Raw genomic sequence first — 19,502 nt, 5'->3', positions numbered from 1 at the left:
ACCGGCCCGCGTCAGCCACCCGGCCCGCGTATCGGCTACCGGCCCCGCGTCACGTGCCCACCCCGAAGGTGGTGAAGTACCACAGCGACGAGGTCACCCAGATTCCCATCAGGACGGTGAAGAGCAGCCCACCGACGACCGGCAGCACCCAACCGGCCAACCCCCGTTTGGGCAGGGCCAGCATCTTCATGGTGAAGATGCCGAAGAAGAGGCAGCCGAGCAGCGAGTGCAGCAGGGTCCGCAGGTCGTAGTCGGCGAAGCCCAACGCGTAGAGGCAGTGCACCGCCACCGGCACGGTCAGCAGGAACGCCACCCGGCCGCTCCACCGGTGCAGCCCACCCGCCCAGGAGGGCGAGAAGCTACCGAGCCGGCCCCACATCGACAGCGCGGTGACCAGCTGCACCACGGCGAAGAAGGCCGCCCCGGTGCCCAACCAGACCTTGACCGCCTGGGGGCTGGAGAAGCCGGCCACGTTCACCGCGATCCCGGTGGGCTGGTGCACCTTGGCGTACGCCCCGATGGCCACCGTGACCGCCGCCCCGACCAGCAGCGGTACGACCACCGAGGCGGGTGGTCCGCCGGAGGCGGTGGACGGCGTACCGGTCGGGTCGGGCGGGATCCCGACGGACGGGGGGTCGGACAGGACCCGGACGGACAGCCCGTCGTCGACGTCGCGTCCCACGTCGGTCTCGAACCTGCGGCGGGCGGTCATCACTCACCGCCGCCCGGGTCGGCCGCCACCGGGGCCGCGGTGACGGTCCGGCCGTCCAGGATGGTGGTGCCGAACGCGGGGTCCAGCGGCGGGGCCGACACCGCAGTGCCGTCGCGGGTCACCACCCCGATCTGGCTGCCGTCGGGCAGCATGATCCAGCCGCCGTCGACACCGGAACGGCGCTGCTGCGAGGTGGCCCGGTAGAGCACCGGGTCGGGCTTGCTGGTCTGCTTGGCGGTGAACTTCCACCGGCGCTGGCCCACCACCATCTCGCCGGAGGCGACGCCGTCGCCGAAGGAGCCGGTGAGCACCTCGCCCTTCTTGCCGGTCAACCTCATCCGGCCGTCGGCGGCGGTGCCCTTGAGCCACACCTCCAGTTTCTTGCCGTCGCAGACGTACGCCACCGCCTTACCGTCGGTGACGGTGATCGCGATGGTGGCGCCGCCGTCGATCCGCCCGGTCCAGTTGGAGTCGGCCTTGGCCGCCGGTGGTGTGCTCGGCGGTGGCGTCTGCGGCGGGGCGGGCTGGCCCCGCTGCTCCGACGGCTCCGCCGGGGTGGCGTCCGGTGCCGGCTCCGCTGGTGCGGCGGGCGACTCGACGGCGGCCTCGGGCGAGGCCGCCGCGTTCGCGGCCGGCCCGGCGTCGACCGTACGCGGTGCCGCCTGGGCGCTCATCGCGAACAGGACGGCGGCCATGCCCGTCCCGGTCAGCAGGGTGAGCAACGGGGTTATGCGCTTCATGAGCAGCTCCCTTCACCGGGATGTACGAAGTCCGGGCCCCGGTCGTTCAATGTCGCGGCGAGAAGCTGTGCCCGAAAGTGGGCCGGTGACCGGTCGGTGACTTTCGGTGACCGTCGGGGATGGCCGTTAGGGTGTCGGCATGGCTGCCGCGTTTCCGCCCCGCTGCGGGACCGGGTGACCGGTGCCGCCCGTGGCCACACCCCTGTCGCCGGTTCCCACCCCACGGGGTGCCCCCGATCCCGGTCCGGCCCACCTGTCCGGCCTGCCCAGGTGGTGTGCCCGCATCGCCCGGTCTCGTCCGTTCGAGGCGGCGATCGTGGTGCTCATCATGGCCAACGCGGCGGTCCTCGGGGTGGAGACCTATCCGGATCTCGGTGCGGCCCGACCCGCGCTGCACTGGCTGGAGCTGAGCTTCCGGGTCGCCTTCGTCGCCGAGATCGCCATCCGGGTGCTGGCGTACGGGCGTCGGCCGCAGGACTTCCTGCGGCACGGGTGGAACGTCTTCGACCTGGTGGTGATCGCGGCGATCTTCCTGCCCGGGCTGCACGGCGACTCGGCGCTGCTGCGGGTCGTGCGGGTGGCCCGGGTGCTGCGCCTGGTGCGTTTCTCGCCGGGGCTGCGCACCATCGTGGCCGCGCTGTGGCGCAGCCTGCCCGGTGTCGGCGGGTTCCTCGCGCTGGCCATGGTGACCCTCTACGTCTACGGCATGGCCGGCTGGCTGATCTTCGGCCGGGCCTACCCGGAGCAGTACGGCGACATCGGCCGGTCGCTGCTGACCCTGTTCGTGCTGCTGTCCCTGGAGACCCTGCCGGATCTGGTGGAGCAGGGGATGGCGCTGTCCCCGTGGACCCTCGTCTACTACGTCAGCTATGTGCTCATCACGGTCAACCTGTTGCTGAACATCCTGATCGCGGTCATCGTGAACTCGATGGAGGAGGCCCGCCGGCTGGAGATGACCGAGCGGCTGGCGCCCGGCTACGACGCCGACGGCGACGGGGTGCCCGACGAGGTGGACCGGATCGCCCTGACCCAGCGCCTGGACGACCTGCGGGCGGTGATCGCCGAGCTGGAACGTGAGCTGCGTATCGACCGGGACGACCCGGCGAGCCGGCACCGGTCGGCCGAACGCTCCGACGCACGTTGACGACGGGCGTCGGTATCCGCCGCCGACTTGTCACCCGGACCGTCGGCATTCGCCGCCGACATGTCGCACGGCCCGTCGGCCGCTGACTGGCCGGTGCCGGTCGGTGGACCCGTGATCGTCGCCCCCGAGCGGTGCCGAGGGTCCGTCGGCACCCCTCCGACGTCCAGGTTTCCCGAATGGCGGGACGGTGGAGGTGGGCGGTCGCGTCCCGATCATGATAGGGATGAAGGGGCGCGCGGCCGTTACCGGCCGGACGCCCCTTCGATGTTGGGCGAAGGAGGTCGGTGTGCGGTTCGAACGTACGGTCATTCACGGGGTCGGACTCTGCCAGCGCTTCGCCACCGCACACGGCCAGTGGGCCAGCGTCATCTCCCACCCCGGCGGGCGGCGCGACATCGTGATCTACCACCCCGACGACACCGACACCGCGGTCGGCACGCTGGTGCTCGACCAGTCCGAGGCGCAGGCCGTCGCCGGTGTGCTCAACCAGGCGGTCACCGTCGACCACCTCGCCGAGCTGGAACGCCAGCTCCCCGGCGTCACCGTCGTGCGAATACCCGTCGCCGTGGGCGGTGCCGGCGACGGAAAGCGTTGGCGGGACACCGCGTCGTCCGACCTGCCGCTGTCGCTGCTCGCGGTGGTCCGCGCCGGCCGGGTCGTCCCGACCCCCGGCGACGACTACGTCCTGCTCGCCGGCGACGAGGTCGTCGTCGCGGGCGCGGAGGCGGCCACCACGGCCGCCGTGGACGTGTTCGCCGGTCACTGACCGGGTACCACCACCGACCGACCAACCACTGGTGACGCCACCACCGCGGTGGCCGTGCGACCCGGGGACGCCCGTCCCCGCGCCGCCGGTTCCGCACCGCCCCGATCGGGTCGGTGGCCGCCGACACTGATCTTTGAGGAGGGTATGTGCTGGTCCTGGTGGCGGTCCACGCACTGGCAGCCGTGGTCGCCCCGGGGCTGGTACGCCGCTTCGGCCGCCGGGCGCTCTACGCCGTCGCGCTCGCCCCGGCCGCCACGCTGGTCTGGGCGCTGACCCGCACCGGTGGGGTCCGGGCCGGCGAGCCGGTGGTGGAGACCTGGCCGTGGGTGCCCCGGATCGGCCTGGAACTCGCCCTACGGATGGGCACCCTGTCCTGGCTGATGGTGGTGCTCGTCGGCGGGGTCGGCGCGCTGGTGCTGGCGTACAGCGCCAGGTACTTCCGCTCCGACGACCCCGGGCTGGGCCGATTCGCCTCGGTCTTCGTCGCCTTCGCCGGTTCCATGCTCGGCCTGGTGGTCTCCGACGACCTGCTGCTGCTCTACGTCTTCTGGGAACTCACCACCGTCTTCTCGTACCTGCTGATCGGCTACGACCCGGCCAAGCGGGCCAGCCGGCGGGCCGCCATGCAGGCGTTGCTGGTCACCACCCTGGGCGGGCTCGCGATGCTGGCCGGGTTCGTGATGCTCGGCCAGCACGCCGGCAGCTACCGCTGGTCGGTCGTCGCCACCGACCTGCCCGGCGGCGGCTACCTGGTCACCGCGCTGATGCTGATCCTGCTCGGTGCGCTCAGCAAGTCGGCGATCGTCCCGTTCAGCTTCTGGCTGCCGGGGGCGATGGCCGCCCCCACCCCGGTCAGCGCCTACCTGCACGCCGCCGCGATGGTCAAGGCCGGGGTGTTCCTGGTCGCGCTGCTCGGCCCGGCCGTCGCCGACGTCACCGCCTGGCGGGTGGTGCTGCTCGTCACCGGTCTGGCCACCCTCTTCCTCGGCGCCTGGGTGGCGCTGCGCCAGACCGACCTGAAGCTCCTCCTCGCCTACGGCACGGTCAGCCAGCTCGGGCTGCTGATGGTGGTCCTGGGTGCCGGCACCCGCGACGCCGCACTGGCCGGCGCGGCGATGGTGTTGGCCCATGCCCTGTTCAAGGCCACCCTGTTCCTCGTCGTCGGGATCGTCGACCACACCACCGGTACCCGTGACCTGCGCGAACTCAGTGGCCTCGGCCGGCGCGCGCCGGTGCTGGCCGGGGTCGCCGTGCTGGCCGCCGCCTCGATGGCCGGGCTGCCGCCGATGGCCGGCTTCGTCGCCAAGGAGGCCGCCTTCGAGGCGTTCCAGCACGGGGGTACGGCCGACCTGCTGGTGCTGGCCGGGGTGGTGGCCGGGTCGGCGCTGACCGTGGCGTACACGCTGCGGTTCCTGTGGGGCGCGTTCGCCGGCAAGCCCGGGGTCGCGCCGACCGAGCCGCACCCGGCGGGCCGGTCGTTCCTCGCCGCTCCGGCGCTGCTCGCCGTGGCCGGGCTGGCCGTCGGCGTCGCCGCCCCGGCCCTCGACGGGCTGCTCGCCCCGTACGCCGACGGGTTCGCCTCCGCCGAGCCGGGTTACCACCTGGCGCTGTGGCACGGCCTGACCCCGGCGCTCGGGTTGTCCGCCCTGGCGGTGGCGGTCGGCGGCGGTCTGTTCCTGCTGCTGCACCGGGGACGGCTGCGGGCGACCCGGTGGACCCCTGTCGACGGCGCGGCCGGCTACGAGCGGCTGGTCGCCGGGGTGGACCGGCTCGCGGTGGAGCTGACCGGCGCCACCCAGCGGGGCTCGCTGCCGTTCTACCTCGGGATCATCCTGGTGGTGCTGGTCGTGCTGCCCGGCGGCGCGCTGCTCACCGGCGGGCCCTGGCCCCGTGAGTTCCGCGCCTGGGACACCCCGTTGCAGGCCGTCGTCGCCGCCCTGGTGATCGTCGCCGCCGTGATGGCCGCCCGCGCGCTGCGCCGGCTCACCGCGATGATCCTGGTCGGCGTCGCCGGCTACGGCACGGCCCTGATGTTCGTCCTGCACGGCGCACCGGACCTGGCGCTGACCCAGTTCCTGGTGGAGACCGTCACCATCGTCATGTTCGTGCTGGTGCTGCGCCGGCTGCCGGTGAAGTTCTCGGCCCGGCCGATCCGGGCCAGCCGGCGCGGCCGGATCGCCCTCGGGGTCGCCGTCGGCGCGGTCGTGTCCGGGATGGCCTGGGTCGCGGGGAGCGGCCGGCTGGCCACCCCGATCTCCGACCGGTTCCCCGACGAGGCGGTCTCCTACGGCGGCGGCAAGAACGTGGTCAACGTGACCCTGGTCGACATCCGCGCCTGGGACACCATGGGCGAGATCGCGGTGCTGGTGGTGGCCGCCACCGGGGTGGCCAGCCTGATCTTCCGCCGTTCCCGGGACCTGGACCGGCGCAGCGCCGTCCCCGGCCCCCGACCGGCGACCACCGGCGGGCCGCGCTGGCTGACCGCCGGCTTCGAGGCGCACCGGCACTCGGTGATCCTCCAGGTGGTCACCCGGCTGCTGTTCCACGCCATCGTGCTGTTCTCGGTCTACCTGCTCTTCTCCGGCCACAACGCCCCCGGTGGCGGGTTCGCCGCCGGGCTGGTCGCCGGACTGGCCCTGGCCGTGCGTTACCTGGCCGGCGGCCGGCGGGAACTCAACGCCGCCGCCCCGGTCGACGCCGGCGCGGTACTCGGCGCGGGACTCTTCCTCGCCGTCGGGACCGGAGTGGTGGCGATGCCGCTGGGTGGGGAGTTCCTGCAGAGCGCGGTGCTCGACCTGCACCTGCCCCTGCTGGGCAAGGTCCATTTCGTCTCGTCGGTCTTCTTCGACGTCGGCGTCTACCTGATCGTGGTCGGCCTGGTGCTGGACATCCTGCGCAGCCTCGGCGCCGAGATGGACCGCCAGCAGGAGGACGCCCACGACGACGTACGGGACAAGGAGCTGGTGTGACCCCCAACCTCACCTACATAGTGGTGGTCGGCGTGCTCTTCGCCGCCGGGGTGACCCTGCTGCTGGAACGCAGCCTGACCCGGGTGCTGATGGGCATCATCCTGCTCGGCAACGGCGCCAACCTGCTGCTGCTCACCGGCGGCCGGGCCGGTGGCCCGCCGATCGTCGGCACCACCGACGGGGCGGAGATGAGCGACCCGCTGCCCCAGGCGATGGTGCTCACCGCCATCGTCATCACCCTCGGCATGACCGCGTTCCTGCTGGCGCTGTCATACCGCAGCTGGCACCTCAACGGCCACGACGAGGTGCAGGACGACGTGGAGGACCGCCGGATCATGGACCTGGCCGACCGGGACGAGGGGCCGGGCACCGACGACGCCGACCAGCCCGACTCCGACGACCAGCTCGACGGCGACGGGCGGCCCGATCCGGACAGCCAGCGGCCCTCGGCGGCGTCGGTGGCGGCCGGCGAGCGGGGGAGGAAAGCGTGAACTACCTCGTCCCACTGCCGGTGGTGATGCCGCTGCTCGGCGCGGCCCTGACCCTGCTGCTGGCCAGCCGCCCCCGTGCGCAGCGGTGGGTCAGCCTCACCGTGCTCACCGCGACCGTGGCGGTGGCCGCCACCCTGCTGGTCCGCTCCTCGATCGACGGTCCGCTCGTCGTCGAGGTCGGCGGCTGGGTCGCGCCGCTGGGCATCGTGCTCGTCGCCGACCAGCTCGCCGCGCTGATGCTGGTGGTGTCCGCCGCCGTGACCCTCTGCGTGCTGGTGTACTCCATCGGGCAGGGCATGGCCGACGGGCACGAGGACACCCCGCTGTCGGTCTACCACCCCACCTACCTGGTGCTGACCGCCGGAGTGTGCAACGCCTTCCTCTCCGGTGACCTGTTCAACCTCTACGTCGGTTTCGAGATCCTGCTGGTCGCCAGCTACGTGCTGCTCACCCTGGGCAGCACCGAGACCCGCATCCGGGCCGGCACCACGTACGTCGTGGTCAGCCTGCTGTCGTCGCTGATCTTCCTGGTGGCGATCGGGCTGGTCTACTCGGCCACCGGCACCCTCAACCTGGCCCAGCTCGTCGACCGGCTCGACGCGCTCCCCGACGACCTGCGGTTGGTGCTGCAGGGGATGCTGCTGCTCGCCTTCGGCATCAAGGCGGCGGTCTTCCCGCTGTCGGCGTGGCTGCCCGACAGTTATCCCACCGCGCCCGCACCGGTCACCGCCGTCTTCGCCGGCCTGCTCACCAAGGTCGGCGTGTACGCCATCATCCGCACCGAGACGCTGCTGTTCCCCGGTGGCCGGACGGCCGACCTGCTGCTGGTGGTGGCGGCGTTGACCATGCTGGTCGGCATCCTCGGCGCGGTCGCCCAGTCCGACATCAAACGACTGCTGTCGTTCACCCTGATCAGCCACATCGGGTACATGCTGTTCGGGGTGGGCCTCAGCTCGTCGCTCGGGTTGGCCGCCGCGATCTTCTACGTGGTGCACCACATCACCATCCAGACCACCCTCTTCCTCTCCGCCGGGCTGGTCGAACGCCGGGGCGGCAGCACCGCGCTGGACCGCCTCGGCGGGCTGGCCCGGTTGTCGCCGCTGCTCGCCGTGCTGTTCTTCGTGCCCGCGCTGAACCTGGCCGGGATTCCACCGTTCTCCGGTTTCCTCGGCAAGCTCGGCCTGGTCCAGGCCGGGGTGGACGACGGTGGCGTGCTGGCCTGGGTGCTGGTCGCCGGTGGGCTGCTGACCAGCCTGCTCACCCTCTACGCCATCGCCCGCGTGTGGAACCTGGCGTTCTGGCGTCGCCCGCACCCGGAGATGCCCGAACCGCAGGACAGCGTGCACACCGTGCGTACCGACGGGGTGGAGCAGCCCTACCGGGGGCCGGACCGCGACGCCCACCCGGGCGCGATGCTGCCCCGCCTGATGATCGCGCCGACGGTCGCCCTGGTGGTGCTGGGGCTGGGGCTGACCGTGGTGGCCGGGCCACTGTTCGACCTCAGCTCCGACGCCGCGGACGACCTGCTGCGGCGCACCCCGTACGTCGAGGCCGTCTACCCCGGGGGTACCCCGTGAGCCACGATCCACCGCCGCAGCCGTCCGAGGAACTCTCGCCACCACCGGAGGACCTGTCGCCGCAGCGTGCCGGTGAACCGTCGCCGCCGGTGCATCCCGAGGATCTGCCGTTGACCCCGGCGGCCCACCGCCGCAACCAGGCCGTCGCGATGATCGTCCTGGTCACCGTCTGGGTGTTGTTGTGGGGGACGCTGAGCTGGGCCAACGTGCTCGGTGGGCTGGTGGTGGGGCTGGTGGTGCTGACCGTCTTCCCGCTGCCCCCGGTGACCTTCGCCGGACGGGTGCACCCGGTGCCGCTGCTGCGGTTCGCCCTGCGCTTCCTGCGGGACCTGGTGGTGGCCAGCGTCCAGATCGCGGTGCTGGCACTGCGGTTCGGGCACCCCCCGCTGGGCGCGATCATCGCGGTGCCGCTGCGGGTCCGCTCCGACCTCAACCTCACCCTGACCGCCGAGGCGCTGTCCCTGGTGCCGGGCAGCCTCATCGTCGAGGTGGACCGGGACGCCGGCATCCTCTATGTCCACGTCCTCGGGGTGCGCGACCGCGCCGAGGTCGAACGCTTCCGCGACGGCGTGCTGGAGTTGGAGGCCCGGTTGATCGCGGCGATCGGTTCGGCGCAGGAGCAGCGGCTGATCCGGGAGCACACACCGTCCACCCTGGAAGGAAGTTCGAGATGACCGCTGTCGCCGTGATCGTCACCGTGCTGCTGGCGGTGGCCGGTGCGCTCACCCTCACCCGGATCGTCCGGGGGCCGTCGGTGCTCGACCGGGCGGTCGCCACCGACGTGCTGCTGGCGATCGTGGTGGCCGCCGTGGCGACCGAGGCCGCCTACAGCCGGGACGCGACCGCGCTGCCGATCCTGGTGGTGCTGGCCATCCTCGGCTTCGTCGGGTCGGTAAGCGTCGCCCGCTTCGCCACCCGCCGGGACGACCGGTGAGCGTCGACGCGGTGCTGGACGTGGTGGCCGCGGTCTGCCTGCTGGGCGGTGCGCTGCTCAGTCTCGCCGCCGGGGTCGCCCTGGTCCGTTTCCCCGACCTGCTGTCGCGGATGCACGCCGCGGCCAAGCCACAGGTGCTCGGCCTGCTGCTGGTGCTGCTCGGCTGCGCGCTGCGGCTGCGGACCGGGGTGGACGTCACCACGCTGGTGCTGGTCGGCGCGTTCCAGTTGGCCACCGCGCCGGTCGCCGCCCACATGATCGGCCGGGCCGGCTACCCGCACGACCGGATCCGCACCGATCTCCTGATCACCGACGAACTCGCCGCCCACCTCGACCGCCTGCACGCCGACCGCCGGCCCTGACCGGGGCGTTCCCCGGCCTTCGGGCCCCGGCCGCCGGGTCGTCGCGGCCGGGTCGTCGCTGCCCTGACCGGGGTGTCCCCGGGCGGGTCAGGGGGCCTCGACGACCTCCCGGCCGAGCGGCCAGAACGCCGCCGGGACGAGCTTGAAGTTGGCGATGCCGAACGGGATGCCGATGATCGTGACGCAGAGCGCGATCCCGGCGAGCAGGTGGGACAGCGCCAGCCACCAGCCGGCGAGCAGCACCCACAGCACGTTCGCCAGCCCGGACGGGACGCCGGCCCCGGGCTTCGCGACCAGGGTCCGGCCGAACGGCCACAGCGAGTACGACGCCAACCGCAGCGAGGCGACCCCGAACGGGATCGTGATGATGAGCACGAAGCAGACCACCGCCGCGACGAAGTAGCCGAGCGCCAGCACGATTCCGCCACCGAGGATGAGCCACAACAGGTTCAGGATGAAGCGAATCATTACTCCATAGTGACGGGTGCGTGCCACCGCGTCACCGTTCCATGATCTTATGTTCCCATGATCACTCCCACTCCTCTCATGCATCTCGTCGCCGGCGTCTGGGGCTTCAAGACCCTCGCCGTCGGGGTCGAGTTCGGGCTGTTCACCAAGCTGGCCGGCGGCCGGACCGTCACCGTGGCCGAGGTCGCCGCCGAGTTCGGGCTCGACGAACGCCCCGCCGACCTGCTGCTGTCGGCCAGCGCGTCGCTGGGGCTGCTGGAGCGGGCCGGTGACGGCTATCGCAACTCCGAGCTGGCCGAGCAGTTCCTGGTCGAGGGGCGGCCCTACTACTTCGGTGCCCAGGTGCGCTACTCCGACCTGCGCACCTACCTGCCCTGGCACCGGGTGGGCGAGGCGCTGCGCGGTAACCGGCCGCTCACCTGGGACCCGCAGCAGCAGGACTCCCTGTTCGACACCACCGACCAGGAGCTGGTGGCCCAGTTCTGGGACGCCATGTTCGCCACCTCCCGGTTCACCGCCCGCGCCCTGGCCGACGCGTACGACTTCGGCGCGCACCGCCGGCTGCTCGACGTCGGCGGCGGCGCGGGGGCGTTCCCGATCGAGTTCTGTCTGCGTCTGCCGCACCTGCGGGCGACGATCCTGGACCTGCCGCACGTGTGCGTGCGAGCCGGGGAGCGGATCGCGGAGGCGGGCCTGACCGACCGGATCAGCGCCGTCCCCGGGGACTTCCTCGCCGACCCGGCCCTGCCGGACGGGCACGACGTGATCCTGCTCAGCATGATCCTGCACGACTGGGACGAGCCGACCAACCGGGCGCTGCTGGCCCGGTGTTTCGCCGCGCTGCCGCCCGGCGGGGTGGTCGTCATCTCTGAGCTGCTGCTCAACGACGAGCGCACCGGCCCGCCGGAGGCCGCCCTGATGGGCATGAACATGCTCGTCGAGACCGAGGGCGGCAAGAACTACTCCGGTGCGGAGTACCGGGCCTGGCTGACCGACGCCGGCTTCGTCGACGTGCGTACGGTGCCGTTCGAGGCCCCCGGCGCGAACGGCGCGGTGCTGGCCCGCCGCCCCTGACCGGCCCGGCCGGCGGGCCACCACGGTCCGCCGGCCCGCCCGCTCACCCCGGCTTGTACGCGGTGACCAGCTCCCACCCGCCGGGCAGCACCGCCACCCGGGTGAAGCCGACCTCGGCGAGCAGCCCGGTGTAGAACTCGACCTCCCGCAGCCGGCTGACGCAGCTGTCCACCCCGATCAGGAAGTAGCTCCAGAAGAACTGCACGGCCAGCCGGTCCGGGGTGCGGAACTCCTCGGCGATCAGCAGCAGCCCACCCGGCTCCAGCGCCGCGTACGCCTGCTCCACCAGGCGGCGGGCGACGTCGTTGGGCCAGTCGTGCAGCACCCGGACGAACGCCATCGCGTCGTAGCCGGTCGGCAGCGGCCCGGCGAGGAAGTCGCCGCCGACGAAGCCCAGCCGGTCGGGGTGCCCCCGGGCGACCCGGGTGGCCGCCACCAGCGGTGCCACCGGCGGCAGGTTGAACACGTCGGCCCGCAGGGCGGTGTCGAGGATGTGCGCGGCGAGCGTGCTGTCGCCGCCGCCGACGTCCAGCAGGCGTCGCCGGTCCGGCCACAACCGGTCGGCGTGCCGGCGCAGCGTCTCGATCACCGGGCCGAGCCCGGCGGCCATGCTGCGTTCGAAGTCGGCGGTCTGCGCGTCGGTCCTGGGTGGCCAGGCGAAGTCGTCGTCGGTCATGCCGACCTCGCCGCGCAGGCTCTCGGCGAGCCGGCCGTGCAGCAGACGCCACGGGTAGCGGTCCCGGTCCCGTTCGATCGCGTCCGGGCCGACCACCGCCAGCACGGCGTCGCGCAACCCGGGCACCGCCCGGTAGCTGGCCGCGGCGATGTCGTCGCCGGGTTCGTGGCGGGTGACGCAGCCGAGGCTCTCCAGGCAGTCGAGGAACTTGTAGAGCCGCAGCGGGCGCACCCCGAACCGGTCGGCCAGCGCGTCGAGGCGTACCGGGCCGGGTTCCAGCGCGTCGAGCAGGCCGAGGGCCAGCGCGGTCTCCAGCACGTCGACGGCCTTGGGGCCGTTGACGAGCAGGCTCATCAGCGCCCGGGGGGACAGGGTGACGGTCACCGGTCCAGCTCCTCGGCCAGCGCGTCCATGAACGCGTCGACCTCGTCGAGGGTGTTGTAGACGTGCGGCCCGACCCGCAGCCAGCCCCGCCAGGTGCAGATCATGTTGCGTCCGGCCAGCCGCCGCTTGACCGCCTCGCCGTCGGGGACGTCCAGGCAGACCACCCCGCCCCGGCGCTGCGGGTCGGTGGGGCTGACCACCGCGATGCCGGCCGCCGCCGCCCGGTCCAGGACCCGCTGGGTCAGCGCCAGCGAGTGCGCCCGGATCGCCCCGATCCCGACGCCCGCGAGCAGGTCCAGGCCGACCTGGGAGATCAGCGAGGTCAACGGGTACGGCGTGCCGCCGGCGAAGCGTTGCGCCCCCGCCGCCCACCCGGTCGACACCCGGAAGGTCAACGCCCGGTCGCCGGCCTGCCACCCGGTCGCCGCCGGTTCCAGCCGCTCGGCCAGGTCGGGGCGGACGTAGAGGAAGGCGGTGCCGGCCCCGCACAGCCACTTGTGCGCACCGCCGAGGACGATGTCGACGCCGAGCGCGGTCACGTCCAGCGGGACCGCCCCGACGGTCTGGAAGGCGTCCACCACCACCAGGGCGCCGACGGCGTGGGCGCGGGCGACCAGCCGGGCCAGGTCGATGGTGGCCCCGGAGGAGAAACTCGCATGGGGTACGCAGACCAGCAGCGTCCGCTCGTCGATGCGGGCTTCGAGGGCGTCCTCGTCGAACCGGGGGCCGCCGGTGCCGACCACGTCGAGCCGCGCGCCGTAGCGGCCGAACGCGGTGCCGATGAACGGCACCGTCGGGTACTCCAGGTCGGTGGTGACGATCCGGTCGCGCGGCGGGCGGTAGTCGAAGCAGGACAGCACCCGGACCAGCAGCGTGCTCAGGTTGGCGTCGGTGACCACGCTGCCCGGCGGTGCGCCGAGCAGCGCGGCGACCGAGTCGGCGTACCGGTCGAGGCCGACGTGCCAGCCCTGCCACACGTCGTCGCGCCAGTCGCGCAGGGTGGCCCAGTAGTCGGCGAGCACCCGTTCGACGCCCCGGGGCGACGCGCCGGTGGAGTTGTTGCCCAGGTAGACGCAGGTTTCCAGCAGCGGGAACTCGGCGCGCAGGGTGGTGTGCGCGGCGGTGTCCAGGCAGCCTGCCGGGAGGGTGTCGGGTCCGCTCACTCGGAGCAGCCTCCAATCGGGTCGACCCGGGTGGTGCCCGGGTCTGCGGATACGGTGGTGAAGACCGGATCGGCGCGGACGGCCGCCAGGTAGGGAGTGCCCTCGGTGTAACCGGTGCCGGAACGGCTGCCGAGCATCCGGGTCGCCAGCCGGTGATGGGTGCGTCGCCAGGTCAGCACGGCCTCGGCGAAGGCCGCCATCCGCTGGCGTACCAGCGCCTGGTCGGGGCCCCGCAGTAGCCCGTCGCGGACCGCCGTCCGGTAGGCCTGGTCGATCGACGGCTGGCCGGACCGCACCAGGTCACGCACCTCCGGCACCGACCGGTACGCGGTGGAGTCCAACCGGTCCGGCGTCGGCGGACGGCACAGCGACTCCATCAGTTTGTAGGAGCGGGACTGGATCGCGCTGGCCCCCTCGGTGTAATCGCGGAACGTCCGGAACGCCGCCGGTTGCATGGTGGCCAGCAGCGAGAAGAGCGGACCGGCGTCGCTGATCAGTTCCCGGGCGTACGCCAGCGAAGCGGCGGCCCGGTGGGGACGACCGGTGGCCAGCGCGGTGATCGTGTCCCGCAACTCCTCGGCGACCCCGGCGAACACACACTCGTACGCCTGTAGGACCCGGATGAACAGGTATTCGTCGTGGGAGACGTAGACCGGCAACATGCTCAGCCGCAGGACCCGCTCCCGGGCGGGATCACGGCCGGCGACGGCGAGCCGGTGCAGCGCCGTCGCCGCCGCCACCGGGTCCCGGGTCGCTGTCACCGGGTGCGGGTCGGTGACCGCCCCGACACGGCCGAGCCGGGTCAGCGCGGAGATCCCGGCCCGCACCCCGAGTCGGTACCGTTTGGCCACCACCGTCGGCTCCGGCCGCTGCTCGGGGAGCAGATCGGTGGCATCGGTCGCGACGGCCAACTCGAACGCGAGGGCGTCGGCGACGAGGTCGACCAGCAGCCGGTCGCGTTCCCGCCGCCCGCCGGCCCGCCCGGCCGGCGTCGCCTGCTGGCTCTGCCCGGCCCGCGTCGCCGGCCCGGTCGGCCCGGTCTGGTCGGTCTGGCCGGTCGACGGGGCCGGCCCGGCCGGGCGGGTGTCCGTGGGCCCGGCGGCGGGCAGGGGGAGCAGGGGCAGGGCCAGGTAGCTGCGGTAGTCGTACCGGTCGTCCCACTTGTCGAGCGCCACGTCGAGGAAGGTGGACAGCTGGCGGGCGGGGGGCGTCCGGGTGCCCACCCGGGCGCGGACCTGATCCAGCAGGGCCAGCAGTTCCTTTTTGACGAAGTGTTTGCCGACGCGTTGAAATTCGGTGACAACCGCATCGTAGGGAAATCTCTCGGGATCGGCCGTACCGGACGACCAGCTGGTCAGCTCAAGCACGATCCGCACCTCGGGTGGGGGTATGTCAAGGGAGGCGCCGACGATTCTTCGAGTGGCGCTGGTCGTCATGCTTCTGCGGAGCGGGAATGGGCCGACACCGGCGTGTCGGTGTTCGGCCGGGCCGGTCGCAGCTCGGGGAAGAACCGGTGCTCGACGAGCTTGGCGAGCATCGTGGCCGGGCTGGACGGGCTGCCGTCGGCGGGGTGCCCACCGACGGCCAGGGCGACCTGGTAGTGACGTGCCCGCCACCGGGAGACCTGTTCGTCCCATTCGGCCATCGCCTCGGCGAGCCGACGTGTCGGGTCGGTCGGCGGCAGGGTGTGCAGCGTCGCGCCCCGGTCGGCGAGCTGCCCGGCGAAGGCCCGGCCGAGCTGCCGGCTCACCGACGCGACCTGACGCCAGCCGGGTGACTCGGCACCGGATCCGTTGCCCAGCGCCGGTTGCATCGTCTGAAAGTCGATCGGTGCCAGATGGTCGAACATCGTCAACTGGTCGGTGACCAGTCGCACCGCGAGCGTCGCACGGGCCAGCAGCTCCGCCGCCGCTGCCGGGTCGGCGGCCTCGGTCCGCGCCACGGCGGCGCTCAGCTCGGCCCCGGCCAGCTTCAGCCACAACTCGGTGGACTGGTGTACGACCTGGAAGAGCAACTCGTCGCGGTGCAGCACCTCCTCCGGGCGGCGTTGCAGATCGAGCAGTTCACCGGTGCGCATGTAGCGGGCGTAGTCCGTAGGACCGTCGCCGGGCAGCACGGGTGACTGGTCACGTTTCACGACTGTCCCTCCGGTAAATGCCGGCGCGGCACGGATGTCGGCGCTCAACGGTGCAATTATCCAACGAAGAACGGCAATGTGTCACCCCCCTCCCGAAGTGGAGGGTGGTCGGCTCCGGGGGAGGAAACGCACTTTTTCTCTCAGCATGTGAGCGCTAACATGAATAATTCCTTTCGTCAATGCCGAAAGGTGCCTGACGTGTCACATCCGCCCGGCCCGGGCGAGGTCCGGGGTGGGTGACCCACTCCGCGCTCGCCCGACGGGGGCTGCGTGGGCGGGGCGGTCCGGCCGGGAATTCGGGCGTACTCGGAGTGTTCGATTGCTTACTGTGCGGATGCGTGGTTGGGTCGTCCTTACCCATCGGCTGCGGCGGTCGGCAGCGGCGGTGGCGGTTCGTGGGTCGACGGTTCGTGGGTCGACGGTTCGTGAGTCGACGGTTCGGTCCCGGAAGGAGTGCCATGGCGACGGTGTCGACCTCCGCCTCGCGTCTGATCGACGGCTTCGGTGAGGTGACCATCCGGCCGGTGCGGCCCGACCGGGACGTCGAGGTGATCCACGACTGGGTCACCCGGGAGCGGTCCCGGTTCTGGGGCATGCGGGACGCCGACCGCGAGCGGGTGCACGAGATATACGCGTACCTCGACTCGTTGAGCACCCATCACGCGTACCTGGTCCACCGGGACGGCCGCCCGGTGGCCCTGTTCCAGACCTACGAGCCGGCCGCCGACCCGGTCGGGCGGTGCTACGAGGTGCGCCCCGGTGACTTCGGTGTCCACCTGCTCATCGGCCCCCCGGACGGCGGTACGGAGCCCGGCTTCACCGGTGTGCTCCTCGACGCGTTCCTCGCGTTCGTGCTGGCTGATCCGACCCGGCTGCGGATCGTGGCCGAGCCGGACGCCCGCAACACCCGTGCCGTCGACCGGCTGGCCCGCGCCGGCTTCGTACCCGGCCCGCAGATCGACCTGCCGGACAAGCGCGCCCAACTGATGTTCCTCGACCGGGTCGCGCCGGGTCGCTGACCGCCGCCCGCCGGCCGTGCCCGCCGCCGGTGCCCGCCGGTCGGGTGGGCCGACGGTGCCCGCCGGTCGTGCCCGCCGACGGTGCCGCAGGGTCGGGTGCGCCCCGTGGTCCTGACCGGGTCGCCACGTCGAGACCCGCGTGGTCCTGGCCGCGACGTGGCGTGGCCGCGACGGCGGTTCACCCGAACGGGGACGGGGTAGGCCACCTCGCCATTCATCTTCTTGGTTAGGTTAGCCTCACCTACGTGCTTAGTGATCGAGTTCGCCCGGCGGGGGAGCCCCACCACGCCACCGGCACCACGACCCTGCCCGCGGCCCCCTGGCGGCTGTTCGACGTACAGGTACGCGCGGTGCGTCGACTCAGCCCGTCCTTCCTGCGGGTCACCTTCACCGGCCCGGACCTCGACCGGTTCGCCGACAACGGCTACGACCAGCGGATCAAGCTGGTGCTGCCGCTGCCCGGCCGGCCCGGCGTCCACCTGCCCGGCGGCGTCGACTGGTACTCCCACTGGCGGGCGCTGCCCGAGGACGAGCGCTGCCCGATCCGCACCTACACCGTCCGGGCGGTCCGGCCGTATCTGGCCGAGGTCGACATCGACCTCGTGCTGCACGGCGACAGCGGTCCGGCCGGTCGGTGGGCGTTGCGGGCCCGCCCTGGCGACGAGGCCGGCCTCCTCGGACCCGACGCCGGCTACCACGGTGACCACGGCGGCATCGAGTTCCGCCCCCCGGCCGCCGGTCAGCTGCTGCTGGCCGGTGACGAGACCGCCGTACCGGCGATCAGCGCCATCCTGGAGCGGCTGCCCCTCGACGCCCGGGGCCGGGTGCTGTTGGAGGTGCCGGACCGGGCCGACGTGCTGCCGCTCGTCGCGCCGCCCGGGGTCACGGTCGACTGGCTGCCCCGCGACGGCGGCGACCACGGCAGTCGGCTGCTACCCGCCGTCGCCGCCGCGGCACACCACCTGCTCTGCGACGTCGGCGTGCACCCCACCGGCCCGATCGTCGACGTCGACGTCGACCAGGCTCTGCTCTGGGAGGTGCCGACCCCGACCTCGCCGGTGCCGGTCTACGCCTGGCTGGCGGGGGAGGCCGGCGTCATCCGCGCATTGCGCCGGCACCTCGTCGCCGACCGGGGCATGGACCGGCGCGCGGTCGCCTTCATGGGGTACTGGCGGCACGGCCGGACGGACCCGGCCTGAGCGTGACCAGCGGTTGTGACCCGCGTTACCTCTCGGTGGAGCGGGAATCAGAACAGCGGATCCGGATTTGAAGCCAGGTGTGATCTTCGCACCCGTTACCGTCCGGCCGCACCCCGACCGGGCGGAGCCTTCCCGATGACCGATGTCGTCCACGACCAGTCGCCGAAGGTCGCGTCGACGCCGGGCGACCTGATGACCCGCCGGCAGCGCGTGCGACTCGTTCTCGTCCTCGGCTCGCTGATCGCCATCGGCCCGCTGACCATCGACATGTACCTGCCGGCGCTGCCGGCCATCGCCACCTACTTCGCGACCACTTCGGCGGCCGTCCAGTTGACCCTCACCGGCACGCTCGCCGGGCTGGCCCTCGGTCAACTGCTGATCGGGCCGCTCTCCGACGCGGTCGGCCGCCGCCGCCCGCTGATCGTCGGGCTCGCGGTGCACGTCGTGGCCTCGGCGCTCTGCGTCGTCGCCCCCAACATCGCCGTCCTCGGCGCACTGCGGGTGGTGCAGGGCCTCGGCGTCGCCGCCGCCACGGTGGTCGCCATGGCGGTGCTGCGTGACCTGTTCGACGGCACCGCCTTCGCCACCCTGCTCTCCCGGCTGCTGCTGGTGATGGGCGCGGCGCCGATCCTCGCCCCCACCCTCGGCGGCGGAGTGCTGCGCTGGACCGACTGGCGGGGTGTCTTCGTGACGCTTGCCGTCTTCGGCGTGCTGCTCGCCGTGCTCGCCGTGATCGGCCTGCCCGAGACCCTGCCGGCCGCCCGTCGTCAACGGGGCGGCGTGTGGACGACCGTCGGCCTGTACGGCTCACTGCTGCGCGACCGCACCTTCGTGGGGCTCGTCCTGGTCGCCGGCCTGGCCATGGCGGCGCTGTTCGCGTACGTGGCCGGTTCGTCCTTCGTCCTCCAGGAGGGGTACGGGCTCGACGAGCAGCAGTTCGCGCTGGCGTTCGGGGCGGGCGCGGTGGGCCTGATCGGGGCGGCCCAGTACAACGTACGGCTGCTGCGTCGTTTCTCCCCGCAGCGCATCCTGGTCACCTCGTTGAGCGTCGGCACGCTGGCCGGGCTGGCGCTGCTGGCCTTCGCCGTGACCGGATTCGGCGGGCTGCCCGCCCTGCTGGTGACGTTATGGGTGGTGCTGGCGACGGCCGGCCTGGCGATGCCGAACGCCCCGGCGCTGGCGCTGTCCCGCCACGGCGAGGCGGCCGGCACCGCGTCGGCCCTGCTCGGTGCCGTGCAGTTCGGCGTCGGTGCGGTGGCCGCGCCGATGGTGGGGGTGCTGGGCAACGGTGCGGTGGCGATGGCGCTGGTGGTGGCGGGTGGGATGGTGGCGGCGCTGGCGGTGCTGTTCCTGGTGGTTCGCCCGTCCCGGCTCGCCGACCTGGAACCGCCCTCGGCAGTGGTCGTCGTGCACTGACGGGACCGGCCGGACACGTCGACTCGGGTTACTCCGGCCGCGAGCGGTGCGAACAGCGGCGGAGAGGGTGAGGCGGTGACCGGCGCGGTCGCCCGCACCGGCGGCCCCGGCGGCGCGGGCACCGGCCCGCACGAGGCGAACAGGGCGGGCCCGAGGGCCCGCCCTGCCGTTTGTTGGCGACTACCAGAGGATTTGAACCCCTAGACCACATCTGCAATCCGCAACCGTGCTAAGTGGCAGTCACCATGAGCGTAGTCCCGCCCGCCGGGCC

At 72.7% G+C, this 19,502-nt stretch carries 19 protein-coding genes; 12 read left to right on the top strand and 7 right to left on the bottom strand.

Going from position 1 to position 19,502, the window contains the following annotated elements; genetic code table 11:
• Positions 1-49: 49 nt before the first annotated feature.
• Positions 50-712, bottom strand: a complete 663-nt coding sequence (locus AB0C22_RS05285) for a DUF6529 family protein (RefSeq protein ID WP_219461659.1) — start codon at positions 710-712, stop codon at positions 50-52.
• Positions 712-1,452 (bottom strand): hypothetical protein, encoded by a 741-nt coding sequence (locus AB0C22_RS05280; RefSeq protein WP_357533616.1) that lies wholly within the window; start codon positions 1,450-1,452, stop codon positions 712-714. The genes AB0C22_RS05285 and AB0C22_RS05280 overlap by 1 nt, the downstream gene beginning before the upstream one ends.
• A 190-nt stretch (positions 1,453-1,642) precedes the next feature.
• Here AB0C22_RS05280 and AB0C22_RS05275 point away from each other — a divergent pair, with 190 nt between their 5' ends.
• The 8 genes from AB0C22_RS05275 (at position 1,643) to mnhG (ending at position 9,695) form a co-directional block, all read left to right on the top strand.
• Positions 1,643-2,596 (top strand): ion transporter, encoded by a 954-nt coding sequence (locus AB0C22_RS05275; protein ID WP_308290719.1) that lies wholly within the window; start codon positions 1,643-1,645, stop codon positions 2,594-2,596.
• Positions 2,597-2,882: 286 nt separating this feature from the next.
• A complete protein-coding gene (locus AB0C22_RS05270) occupies positions 2,883-3,362 on the top strand; it encodes a potassium transporter TrkA (RefSeq protein WP_219461666.1) in 480 nt (159 codons plus the stop codon).
• A gap of 146 nt (positions 3,363-3,508) precedes the next feature.
• Positions 3,509-6,331 (top strand): Na+/H+ antiporter subunit A, encoded by a 2,823-nt coding sequence (locus AB0C22_RS05265; RefSeq protein WP_219461670.1) that lies wholly within the window; start codon positions 3,509-3,511, stop codon positions 6,329-6,331.
• The gene (locus AB0C22_RS05260; protein ID WP_357533613.1) at positions 6,328-6,822 is read left to right on the top strand and encodes a Na(+)/H(+) antiporter subunit C; all 495 of its coding nucleotides are present in this window, start codon (positions 6,328-6,330) and stop codon (positions 6,820-6,822) included. Before AB0C22_RS05265 ends, AB0C22_RS05260 begins: the two co-directional genes overlap by 4 nt.
• On the top strand, positions 6,819-8,399 hold the full coding sequence (locus tag AB0C22_RS05255) for a Na+/H+ antiporter subunit D (protein ID WP_219461678.1): 1,581 nt from the start codon (positions 6,819-6,821) through the stop codon (positions 8,397-8,399). The genes AB0C22_RS05260 and AB0C22_RS05255 overlap by 4 nt, the downstream gene beginning before the upstream one ends.
• Positions 8,396-9,073: a Na+/H+ antiporter subunit E gene (locus AB0C22_RS05250; RefSeq protein ID WP_357533610.1), complete on the top strand. Its 678-nt coding sequence runs from the start codon at positions 8,396-8,398 to the stop codon at positions 9,071-9,073. The genes AB0C22_RS05255 and AB0C22_RS05250 overlap by 4 nt, the downstream gene beginning before the upstream one ends.
• Positions 9,070-9,333 (top strand): monovalent cation/H+ antiporter complex subunit F, encoded by a 264-nt coding sequence (locus AB0C22_RS05245; RefSeq protein WP_088645903.1) that lies wholly within the window; start codon positions 9,070-9,072, stop codon positions 9,331-9,333. The genes AB0C22_RS05250 and AB0C22_RS05245 overlap by 4 nt, the downstream gene beginning before the upstream one ends.
• Positions 9,330-9,695 (top strand): monovalent cation/H(+) antiporter subunit G, encoded by a 366-nt coding sequence (mnhG, locus tag AB0C22_RS05240; RefSeq protein ID WP_208566100.1) that lies wholly within the window; start codon positions 9,330-9,332, stop codon positions 9,693-9,695. The genes AB0C22_RS05245 and mnhG overlap by 4 nt, the downstream gene beginning before the upstream one ends.
• A gap of 87 nt (positions 9,696-9,782) precedes the next feature.
• On the opposite strand, the gene AB0C22_RS05235 is transcribed toward mnhG, so the two are convergent.
• The gene (locus AB0C22_RS05235; protein WP_219461681.1) at positions 9,783-10,163 is read right to left on the bottom strand and encodes a YccF domain-containing protein; all 381 of its coding nucleotides are present in this window, start codon (positions 10,161-10,163) and stop codon (positions 9,783-9,785) included.
• Between the two features lie 57 nt (positions 10,164-10,220).
• On the opposite strand from AB0C22_RS05235, the gene AB0C22_RS05230 reads away from it, so the two are divergent.
• Positions 10,221-11,237: a methyltransferase gene (locus AB0C22_RS05230; protein ID WP_357533608.1), complete on the top strand. Its 1,017-nt coding sequence runs from the start codon at positions 10,221-10,223 to the stop codon at positions 11,235-11,237.
• 43 nt (positions 11,238-11,280) lie between these two features.
• On the opposite strand, the gene AB0C22_RS05225 is transcribed toward AB0C22_RS05230, so the two are convergent.
• The 4 genes from AB0C22_RS05225 to AB0C22_RS05210 are packed head-to-tail and all read right to left on the bottom strand — an operon-like array spanning position 11,281 to position 15,597.
• Complete coding sequence (locus tag AB0C22_RS05225; protein ID WP_357533606.1) at positions 11,281-12,297, bottom strand: methyltransferase; 1,017 nt, start codon at positions 12,295-12,297, stop codon at positions 11,281-11,283.
• Positions 12,294-13,460, bottom strand: a complete 1,167-nt coding sequence (locus AB0C22_RS05220) for an aminotransferase class V-fold PLP-dependent enzyme (RefSeq protein WP_357533604.1) — start codon at positions 13,458-13,460, stop codon at positions 12,294-12,296. Before AB0C22_RS05220 ends, AB0C22_RS05225 begins: the two co-directional genes overlap by 4 nt.
• On the bottom strand, positions 13,457-14,836 hold the full coding sequence (locus tag AB0C22_RS05215) for a tryptophan 2,3-dioxygenase family protein (protein WP_357533602.1): 1,380 nt from the start codon (positions 14,834-14,836) through the stop codon (positions 13,457-13,459). Before AB0C22_RS05215 ends, AB0C22_RS05220 begins: the two co-directional genes overlap by 4 nt.
• A 56-nt stretch (positions 14,837-14,892) precedes the next feature.
• Positions 14,893-15,597 (bottom strand): tryptophan 2,3-dioxygenase family protein, encoded by a 705-nt coding sequence (locus tag AB0C22_RS05210; protein WP_357533600.1) that lies wholly within the window; start codon positions 15,595-15,597, stop codon positions 14,893-14,895.
• A 458-nt stretch (positions 15,598-16,055) separates the two neighbouring features.
• Between AB0C22_RS05210 and AB0C22_RS05205 the strand changes: the two genes are divergently transcribed.
• The 3 genes from AB0C22_RS05205 (at position 16,056) to AB0C22_RS05195 (ending at position 19,231) form a co-directional block, all read left to right on the top strand.
• Positions 16,056-16,616 carry a GNAT family N-acetyltransferase gene (locus AB0C22_RS05205; RefSeq protein WP_219461695.1) on the top strand — a complete coding sequence of 187 codons (561 nt, stop codon included), beginning with the start codon at positions 16,056-16,058 and terminating at the stop codon, positions 16,614-16,616.
• A 305-nt stretch (positions 16,617-16,921) separates the two neighbouring features.
• Positions 16,922-17,815, top strand: coding sequence for a siderophore-interacting protein (locus AB0C22_RS05200; RefSeq protein ID WP_255598096.1), 894 nt, complete (start codon positions 16,922-16,924; stop codon positions 17,813-17,815).
• A 135-nt stretch (positions 17,816-17,950) separates the two neighbouring features.
• Positions 17,951-19,231, top strand: a complete 1,281-nt coding sequence (locus AB0C22_RS05195; RefSeq protein ID WP_255597567.1) for a multidrug effflux MFS transporter — start codon at positions 17,951-17,953, stop codon at positions 19,229-19,231.
• The last annotated feature ends 271 nt before the right edge of the window (positions 19,232-19,502 follow it).

Origin of the sequence: Micromonospora sp. NPDC048894 (genome assembly GCF_040649765.1) — a bacterium.
Taxonomy (GTDB): Bacteria; Actinomycetota; Actinomycetes; order Mycobacteriales; family Micromonosporaceae; genus Micromonospora; species Micromonospora antibiotica.
Note: the sequence above shows the minus strand (reverse complement) of the source record. Positions and strands in the feature narration are given on the sequence as shown.

What these genes read in the sequence shown, in the direction of transcription:
- AB0C22_RS05285 (WP_219461659.1), bottom strand. Translation starts at nt 712, where the DNA reads ATGACCGCCCGCCGCAGGTTCGAGACCGACGTGGGACGCGACGTCGAC.
- AB0C22_RS05280 (WP_357533616.1), bottom strand. Translation starts at nt 1,452, where the DNA reads ATGAAGCGCATAACCCCGTTGCTCACCCTGCTGACCGGGACGGGCATG.
- AB0C22_RS05245 (WP_088645903.1), top strand. Translation starts at nt 9,070, where the DNA reads ATGACCGCTGTCGCCGTGATCGTCACCGTGCTGCTGGCGGTGGCCGGT.
- AB0C22_RS05235 (WP_219461681.1), bottom strand. Translation starts at nt 10,163, where the DNA reads ATGATTCGCTTCATCCTGAACCTGTTGTGGCTCATCCTCGGTGGCGGA.
- AB0C22_RS05230 (WP_357533608.1), top strand. Translation starts at nt 10,221, where the DNA reads ATGATCACTCCCACTCCTCTCATGCATCTCGTCGCCGGCGTCTGGGGC.
- AB0C22_RS05205 (WP_219461695.1), top strand. Translation starts at nt 16,056, where the DNA reads ATGGCGACGGTGTCGACCTCCGCCTCGCGTCTGATCGACGGCTTCGGT.
- AB0C22_RS05195 (WP_255597567.1), top strand. Translation starts at nt 17,951, where the DNA reads ATGACCGATGTCGTCCACGACCAGTCGCCGAAGGTCGCGTCGACGCCG.